Genomic DNA, 3,195 nt, shown 5'->3' with positions numbered 1-3,195 from the left:
CCATCTTCCGACGCCAGCACCAAGCGGAAGCCAAGATCAGCCATTACGCCCGACAAGCCCTCATCGAGCCCTGAAACGGATCTCCTGCTGGAGTAGTAGGACCGGATACGCGGTGTCGGAGGTGTCTCGTCCTCCGTGTCGATGTACTTGCGGTACAGCTGCTGGAAGACCCGACGGCCCTCGCCATCGTCCGTGGGCGCGCCGCCCTCCCACACCGCCAAGTCGTAACTCACGCGGGGAGTGTGCCAGTACGCGGATGTCAGAGGAGGCCCCGGCTGGTCGTTGCGTCCGGCTTCCCGTTTCCGTGCCAGCCGCCGGGCGTTCTGCGTGGCCGGAGTCGGAGCGCCAGCGAAGCGACGGACGCGCGCCCAGGCGGCGGCGCATGCGGCCCGTCTCGGGCCGCCTTGAACAGATCGCGGATGTCTGCGGCCACTCCGGTGCGACGGTCACTGAGAGCGTCTACCGGCACCAACTACGGCCGGTGCTCCTGGGCGGTGCAGTCGCCATGGACCGGATCTTCGACGCTGAGGCGTAGTCACTCAGTTAGTCACCCAGGTACGACAAAGGGGCCGTCTCGATCTTCCGAGATGGCCCCTCACCTGCGTCGGGACGGCCGGATTCGAACCGACGACCCCTTGACCCCCAGTTTTACAACGATTCTGTCACGCCATGCCAGGATAGGGTGAAACATCCCTAGAGACGGACAAGAGGGACGGGGACTAATGCCGCTCCATGCCGTGGCTTACCGATTCATCCGCCCATCGCGATCCCCTCCGTTACCGGGCTCGTTACCGCGGACCGTCAAGCGCTTCCCATGCCTAGAAGTTCGGACGAACTCTTGTCTCCCACGGGCGCGAGCGGCTTCGACCACCGGTCGGTAGACCGACGGATCCGCAGTGCTGGGACGTCCGGTGCCCCCGGACCAGCACAGGCACCGCCGCGAGCTCGCGACACATCATCAATCGCTCCAGACGAACTGGCGCCCGCTGCGGCCGGGTTGAGCGCGCACTATCCAGGGTAGGCCAGCGGCGCTCACGCAGCAGTTGCGTCGAGCCGATCACCTAGGTACGCGGCTCACACAGCGGGTCATCCAGACTCGCGATCTCTCGACCGGCCGAATCTCGGGCCACCAGCCGCATCAACCTCTAGCAGCCGCTACGCAGCGGAATCAATGCCAAGCTCGCGGCAGACACGCTATAGGCGATAGGGAAGCCGCCCGTCACCTCGACCGTCAGCTTGCTCTCCAGATGATTCTCCACTACGACGATTCCGCACCGTTGTCACGCTCCGTCGGCGGAACGCTGAATTGTCGTACCCAGCCGAGCCGTCGCGGCGTGATCAACTACAGCGTGAAAAAAATTTCTCGAGCGCCCTTACTTCGCGCTCTAGCAAGCCGTCATAGTGCGACTCATCATCTATCATATCTTCATAACCCCAAAGAGCCTGCAGATGGGCTGAATCACGATAGAACGCGAATCGCCACTCATTTGGAATGCTGGAGTCTTCTACCCGGAATAGCTGAATCGGATACCAGTCCGGCAGACCGGTGTCAGCGCACACAAGAACCATGACCGACCCGGCATAGAGAGACATCGCGCAGACGCGATATTGTGTTTCGACGGTGAGGCGGGCCACAGCATCCCGGTTATAGGCTAATGGATTTGGCGGCAGGTCTCGCAGGCTCACGCCAAGGAACGTCGCTATCATGTCAGCCCTTAAACTTAAAGTCGTCAACTTGCCCAGTAATCGCATTCATTACGTAATGAATCTCGACGCCGTTTACATTCTGGGACATCTTCACCCAACCATCTGAGCCAGGCCACCTCGCGTCCGTCATGCCCTTCCTAAGAGGTAGGAGGGTACCATTGGCCGGACTAGACATAGCCTCATGCATCGCCATCTGCTCGGTGAGATTGTTGGGAGCAGTACGGCCAGTCGAACCTCGGCCAAGCGGCTTCAGGTCAGCCGCAACGCCGCTTGAGTCGACCGCAAAACGCGCCGTAGGCCCGCAGCCAGTGTTATGGACTAGCACTGGCGTGTTACCGGCTACCACATAGTAGGTATGAATATCAGCAACTGTAAGGTTGTACGCCGCCCCGAACCGCGCGAACTGCGCCAGGCCGCCATCGAGGCGAATCGAGACCCCCTGGAGGGATAGCAGGCGATCATGAGATTTGAGCTGATTAGCAGGATCCCACCGCTTTACTCTTGCATTCCAGAACGGGTGCCCGGCCGTGGTGAAGAGCGCCTTGCCGTTGATCTTCAGATCACGCAGATGGTCCTCGTGGATCCAGATATGAGTTACGATCTTCCCATTCGTCACGCCTGCTTCTGGATCGGTAGCCAAGACCCTATCTCCGACCCGGAGATCGCTTATGGGTTTGAAGGTGCCGTCAGCCATGACGACTTTGGTCTCTGGACTGAAGCTACAGAGAGCTTTCCCGGTGTCGAGCAGTGCTTCGCCGATCTTGCCGGCTGCTTTCAGCTTTCCGATCGGAACGAATCCGACAATGGTCCAGGCGCATCCTGAGACGCTTCCGTTGGAGCAGTCGATCGCGTCGTTGACTCCGGTGATTTCGCCAAGGAAGTTGCCAACATCCCCCCACATTTCGGCGAGGATCTGCTTACAGATATCCGGATAGTTGTAGCAGAGGACATCGCTGCGAAGCCGTTCCAGTTGAACTGCGTTCAGGTTAGAGATGTGGGTGCCGTAGACGAGCTGCGCGAAAACCGGGAGGGCGACGTAGCCCTTGCTCGGCGCACTCCGCCCGTCGGGCATGTGATCAGTCCATGTGTCCGGGTCGAAGGCGTTTTCGGCGTCAGCCTCCTTGTCGCACTTGACCGGCCAGCATCGGTTCTTCGGATTGTTCTTGGTGGCCTGGTTGCCCTTTTCGTTGCCGGGTTGGTATAGCGGGCAGCCGCCCTTGATTGTCACGCAGTCTGCGGGGATAAGGCCGCTGGGGTCACTGAAGGTGGCTGGGTTGTGCCGTGAATAGGCGTATCCGTGCCACTGCTGCGGATCGGCGATGTCCATGACGGGGTCGACGGAGACGAATCGGCCTATCGCGGGGTCGTATTCGCGAGCGTTGAGGTGGGTTAGTACTCCAGCGGGAGATCCGTTTCAGGGTTCTGTGAGGGCTTGTCGGGCGTAGTGGCTGATCTTGGATGCGGCTTGGTGCTGGCGTCGGAAGATGG

General features: G+C 60.4%; 3 protein-coding genes and 2 pseudogenes. 1 reads left to right on the top strand and 4 read right to left on the bottom strand.

Annotation, left to right across the window (positions count from 1 at the left end):
- On the bottom strand, window positions 1-233 hold a 233-nt coding region (locus tag ABZU91_RS32705; RefSeq protein ID WP_355249156.1), incomplete at its 3' end, for a hypothetical protein.
- Between the two features lie 170 nt (window positions 234-403).
- On the opposite strand from ABZU91_RS32705, the pseudogene ABZU91_RS32700 reads away from it, so the two are divergent.
- Window positions 404-535 (top strand): annotated as a pseudogene (locus ABZU91_RS32700) (site-specific integrase); the annotation flags it as partial.
- An 803-nt stretch (window positions 536-1,338) separates the two neighbouring features.
- Here ABZU91_RS32700 and ABZU91_RS32695 read toward each other — a convergent pair.
- The 3 genes and pseudogenes from ABZU91_RS32695 to ABZU91_RS32685 all read right to left on the bottom strand — a co-directional run.
- Window positions 1,339-1,686, bottom strand: coding sequence for a hypothetical protein (locus ABZU91_RS32695; RefSeq protein ID WP_355249153.1), 348 nt, complete (start codon window positions 1,684-1,686; stop codon window positions 1,339-1,341).
- 22 nt (window positions 1,687-1,708) lie between these two features.
- On the bottom strand, window positions 1,709-2,401 hold the full coding sequence (locus ABZU91_RS32690; RefSeq protein ID WP_355249159.1) for a polymorphic toxin-type HINT domain-containing protein: 693 nt from the start codon (window positions 2,399-2,401) through the stop codon (window positions 1,709-1,711).
- A 561-nt stretch (window positions 2,402-2,962) separates the two neighbouring features.
- A pseudogene (locus ABZU91_RS32685) lies at window positions 2,963-3,088 on the bottom strand (RHS repeat-associated core domain-containing protein); the annotation flags it as partial.
- Window positions 3,089-3,195 lie beyond the last annotated feature (107 nt).

Source organism: Micromonospora sp. NPDC005174, assembly GCF_040608495.1.
Classification (GTDB): domain Bacteria; phylum Actinomycetota; class Actinomycetes; order Mycobacteriales; family Micromonosporaceae; genus Micromonospora.
Note: the sequence above shows the minus strand (reverse complement) of the source record. Positions and strands in the feature narration are given on the sequence as shown.

What these genes read in the sequence shown, in the direction of transcription:
- ABZU91_RS32690 (WP_355249159.1), bottom strand. Translation starts at nt 2,401, where the DNA reads ATGGCTGACGGCACCTTCAAACCCATAAGCGATCTCCGGGTCGGAGAT.